3 protein-coding genes and 1 pseudogene are annotated in these 3666 nt (G+C 43.3%); all 4 read right to left on the bottom strand.

Annotated elements, in window-relative coordinates; translation table 11 throughout:
- The coding region (locus OB13_RS16970) for a lipopolysaccharide biosynthesis protein (RefSeq protein ID WP_461491371.1) at positions 1-1326 on the bottom strand (1326 nt) is incomplete at its 3' end.
- A 12-nt stretch (positions 1327-1338) separates the two neighbouring features.
- A complete protein-coding gene (locus tag OB13_RS16975) occupies positions 1339-2574 on the bottom strand; it encodes a nucleoside/nucleotide kinase family protein (RefSeq protein WP_461491372.1) in 1236 nt (411 codons plus the stop codon).
- 35 nt (positions 2575-2609) lie between these two features.
- Positions 2610-3128, bottom strand: coding sequence for a UpxY family transcription antiterminator (locus tag OB13_RS16980; protein ID WP_461491373.1), 519 nt, complete (start codon positions 3126-3128; stop codon positions 2610-2612).
- 248 nt (positions 3129-3376) lie between these two features.
- Positions 3377-3666: pseudogene (locus OB13_RS16985) on the bottom strand (capsular biosynthesis protein); the annotation flags it as partial.

A 3666-nucleotide genomic window follows, 5' to 3' on the forward strand; every position in this document is an offset into this window, starting at 1 on the left:
AAGCAAGGTAATGGCATAGATGATGGCCAGCATAGCTGCTGCAGCCAGGGCAGGGGCTCTTAAAGCTATAAAAACTTCTCTGTCAGTTATATGGATGTACTTTTTCATAAAATAATGAAAAGTAATTCTGGAAGTTGTGTAATGAATGCAAACTGCATAGGCCACACCTACGATTCCAAAGTGCTTCTGCCCCAGGTAGATAAGTGGAAGAGCTATCAGGAAAGTATTTAACGTGTTCAGGTAAAAGCTAACGGCAGGTTTTCCTATACCTTTGAGCACCTCAGCCGGAGTACCAGAAATGGCAAAGATCATGGCGGCCACTGACAGGACGCGAAGCGGTTCTACAGCCTCCACCCACTTTTGACCAAAAAAAAAGAGGATAATATGATCAGCCAAACCGATTAATATGACTGAGACCGGGAAGGTGACAATAGCCGTCATCCGCATGACCTGGAGGTAGTAAATTTTTATTTGATCCGGCTGATCCTGCAATTTGCTGTAAACGGGAAAAAATACTTTGTTGAAGATGGAGTATAACTGCGACTTTAGAGTAAGACTCAGCATGAAAGCCAGTGTATAAATACCCAGCAAATGGGCACTTACCAGCTTTCCTATAATGAGGTAGTCCAGGTTCTTACGGAAGAAATACAGTACCCCGTTCAGCTGTGAGAAAGTGCTATACCCAGCCATCTCGGTCAAGACACTTCTCTCGAAAATAAAGCGGGGTCTCCAGCCAACTTTCAGCCAGTAGGAAACAAGCATTATACCTGAGCCCGCAAGGTATTTTATAACCAGGCTCCATACTCCGAATCCCAGAAGCGCTAAGCCGACTGCTGCAAGTGAGCTTATTACAGTTCCTGAAAATGTAACTGTAACAAGACTTTTGAAGTTTAGTTGCTTGGTAAGAATTACTCTGGGAATAATGGAGGAGATGTTGAAAAACAGGTAAAAGCTCATTGCATTGAGTATGGGCACTAATCGCGGCTCCTTGTAGAAGGAGGCTCCGAACGGTGAAATAAACAAGATAAAAGCAGCGATAAAAGCGATAGATACGAAGAGCAAAAACCAGAATGCACTCGAGTAGCGAACCTCAGTCAGCTCATCTGTTTTCCGTTGTACCAGCGCATTGAAGAGCCCCATATCCGATACTACTTCAAGAAGACCAACTATAAGCATTGCCATACCTACTATACCATAAGCCTCTGGTACCAGTAGTCTGGCAAGTATCAGCATCACTACGAAATCAGTGCTCTTGGTAGCAATGACACTGATCGAGTTCCACTTTAACCCGCTTAAAACGTTCTTTTTCGTGCTTACAACCGCCATATGATGGGAAGGTTAATTAAACTTTGCTGTTAGCAAATTATCGTATACTTTATGGCTCTTATATATTTCTGATATAATGAGATCCCTTGCCTCATCAATCGTCAACCCGGAGGTGTCAATGCTGATGTAGTTTCCCGAGGAGACCGTATCGGCCACCGTCCGGAATTTGATCAGGTCAGCTTTACTCCGTTCGAAAGTGTTTTCCTGGGGTTTTCTTTTCATCAGCACTTCCGGATCTGCATAGAGGAAGAAAACAAGATCAGGCTTAGGTAATATCGATTTGTAAAGGATGCTTTTACCAGTCTTCTTTTCTATCAGATGAGCGCCTGGTACCCTGTCTATAAGTACTATGGAGTAGCGTGACCTTAACTTGACAGGAATCTGACGTATGAGCAGCTCAGCAGGGAGTATAAGGTAGGACTTGAGCGCACTCAACATCTGATCAGCAATCTTAACACTAAACCTGTGATTGTAAATGTTCTTGACCCATGGCCGGGTCCAGCCATCTTCCCCCATGCCCAGGTATAGCTTGCTTGTTTTAAGATTAAGCTTCTTTTCAACAGCCTCAAGCAAGGTTGTCTTCCCGGCACCATCCGTACCCAGGAAGAGCACTGTCAATCCGTAGCCGTATCGAAGATAATTTTTGCTTCTGGTCATCCGCTGACGGCTGTGTTTGAAGTAGGGGGTAAGAATGGACTGCAGTTTGGCGCTATCTGATGGGAAGCTCACGGCCAGCCATTCCTGTATTGCTGCAATAATTCCGGCTGCATCTTCGCTTAATTCTGCCTTGTAGAGGCTCAGGTACAAATGCAGATAATCGCTGTGTTTAGCTTCCAACCTTCCTCTTTCTTTATACCCTAAATGGGCGGTGTAGAGTAGGATCGCGTCAATTCCTTTTGGCCGGAATATTCCTTTTTTGTTCAGGACGGCGTTCTCCAGCGCCTGTTCATAATCGATGTAGGTATAGCAGTCACTTTCCCCATTCGCAAAGGTTAACTCATACTTCACATCCAGGTATTTTTCAGTTTGAGAAGAAAAATAGAAGTGATGGTTTGAGTGGTGGCTGGGTTCTTTTCGTTTGTACCAGCCTGACTGAAGTAATGCCTCTTCAAAAGCAGGTTTGCTGTGCGGGTGTACAAAAAGATCGAGATCCTTTGACTCCAGATCACATTCAAAATCTGTAAGCAAAAAATACCTTATTCTGCTTTCATTGAGTTTGGCGAACAGTTTATGTAAGTGTTGCGTCATGCTTATGTCTATCATATGCCACCTGAATGAAGTAATTAGCGAGGCACAGGGGAGTGTTTTTCAGATACTTTAACAACACTTGTTTTTTCCAGATCCGCATACATCGAGTAACCCAGCGTAGGGAGTGCTACCCGAACTATATTATTTTTGATAGAGACAACAGTACCTTCTTTATCTAACAAGGAACCTGATGTGATTTTAACAGGATCATCGACACCTACTACTATTCTTTCTAACTGTACATCGCTGTATTCATTCAGAAACTTTTTGATGATTTCTATTTCAACTTCCCTGATCACGGCTGGCTTACCCTGCCAGTATACCATGTTGAGGATTCCGGTATTTTTTTTTATCTCGCCGATTTGTTTTTCTGTGATATGCACAAAAACATAGGAAGTGAAGAGGGGCTCATGTACAACCTTTCTCCTGTCGCTCCATTGCCGGATAACCCTGTTTAGTGGACAGTAGTTTTCTATGTTCTTTAATGTCAGTACCTCGGAAACTTTTTTTTCCCAGCGTGGTTTCGTGTAAACAGCATACCATTTCTTATTCATCGCTGTACTGTATATAAGTTGAAATTAAAGGAATGCTATAAGGCTTCGCCTTCCTCAGTTACATAGACTAACTGTGGGGAAAGTAGATTCTCAAATTATCAGTAACCGGGATCATCGGACCAGTAGCTACTGTGGGATGTCAAAGTAGTAGATATTGCAGGCGCTATGCTTCTTACTCAGCTTGTTGCCGAGCTATACAAGCTATATAAATGCAGGATGATGGTAGGGAAATGAAAGATCAACCTGTTCTATGCCTTGGTAGCAATTTTTCTTGCCCTGTATGTCTTATCTCCATACCTGTTTTCATGGCCATAGCCATAACCATAGCCATATTGCCCCTTTACAAAACCTCTTGGTTTAACTCCATTGAACACAATAGCTACATTATGTAAGGACTGGAGTTTGTTGTTTTGAGCCATGCGCTGCACGAGGCTTTTAGGGGTATAGGCGTGCCGTATGACCAGCAGCGTAATGTCACAGTACTCAGAGAGCAGGAAAGCATCGGAAACCAGATCAACCGGGGGTGTGTCAATGATGA

Source organism: Pontibacter sp. HJ8, from assembly GCF_054824225.1.